Here is a 1186-nt window from a genome sequence, read left to right as displayed (position 1 = left end):
AACGATCCGATCTTCTATCATAATCGCGGCGACACGACTTATTGGAACGAATCCGCGACAATGGGTGACTTTTCGGGCCTAGATGATCTCATGACCGAGAACCCGCGCGTCATTCAGGGTATGATCGACATTTATGGAAAATGGATCGATGATTTTGGGATTGACGGATTCCGTGTGGACACGGCCCGCCACGTCAATCCCGAGTTCTGGCAAGCCTTTGTGCCGGCTATGTTGGCCCGAGCTAAGGCAAAGGGCATTGAGAATTTTCATATTTTCGCAGAAATTGGCAGCGTGGAGCTGGAACCGGGCAAGCTTGCTTTGCACACACGCGTTGATGGATTTCCTGCGACGATCGACTTTGCCTTTCGTCGCGCAGTGCTCGACGCCGTCTCGGGCAGTGCGGGGACTAACAAATTATGGGAGCTCTTCTTCCAGGACCCGCTCTATCCCAATGGCGAGGCCACCGCCCGCCAACAGCCGACCTTTATCTCGAGCCATGATCACGGGCGGCTAGGCTTCTATATTCGAACGGCTTTGCCACATGTCTCCGACACAGAACTTTTGGCGCGGGTAAAACTCGCCCACGCTCTCATGATAACACTGCGCGGTGTGCCGACACTGTATGCAGGTGATGAGCAAGGCTTTGTGGGTGATGGTTGGGACAAGGATGCACGCGAACCCTTATTTGCATCCCAAGTCGCGGCTTATAATGACAATCGCTTATTAGGCACCGAGGCAACCAATGCGGTTGCCAATTTCAATCAAACCCATCCCCTATATCGTTTTATTGCAGAGCTTTCCGCCCTACGACGCACCCATCCAGCCTTGCGTCGAGGCACGCAAAAGGTGCGCAACTACGCTGATGCACCGGGATTATTTGCGATTTCGCGACATGATCCAGACTCTGGGGAAGAAGTCCTCTTGGTATTCAATACCGCCCTAACCCCGCTTAATACGCATGTAGAATTGGACACAAAGGCAAAGTCACTCACCGCGCTTTATGGCCAATGCCCGACGGGCCCGAGGGCACCTGGCTCTGTAGCCGTCTCGTTGCCGCCACTCGGCTTTATTGCCTGTCAGGTCAAGTAAAGGGCACAAAGTCCAGGCTCTAATTCTTAAATCCGCGAACCAAGTCCACCAGCGGCTGTTGGCTGACCTTGATCGTACCCGTCGCAGGTCGGTCGAG

The 1186-nt window shown here is 54.0% G+C and carries 1 protein-coding gene; it reads left to right on the top strand.

Annotated features, from left to right (window positions below):
- The coding region (locus ACOVRA_RS07495) for an alpha-amylase family glycosyl hydrolase (RefSeq protein ID WP_421719744.1) at positions 1-1089 on the top strand (1089 nt) is incomplete at its 5' end.
- Between the last annotated feature and the right edge of the window lie 97 nt (positions 1090-1186).

The organism is Aquidulcibacter sp., from assembly GCF_049239865.1.
Lineage (GTDB): Bacteria > Pseudomonadota > Alphaproteobacteria > Caulobacterales > Aquidulcibacteraceae > Aquidulcibacter.
This window is presented reverse-complemented; position numbering and strand designations above follow the sequence as displayed.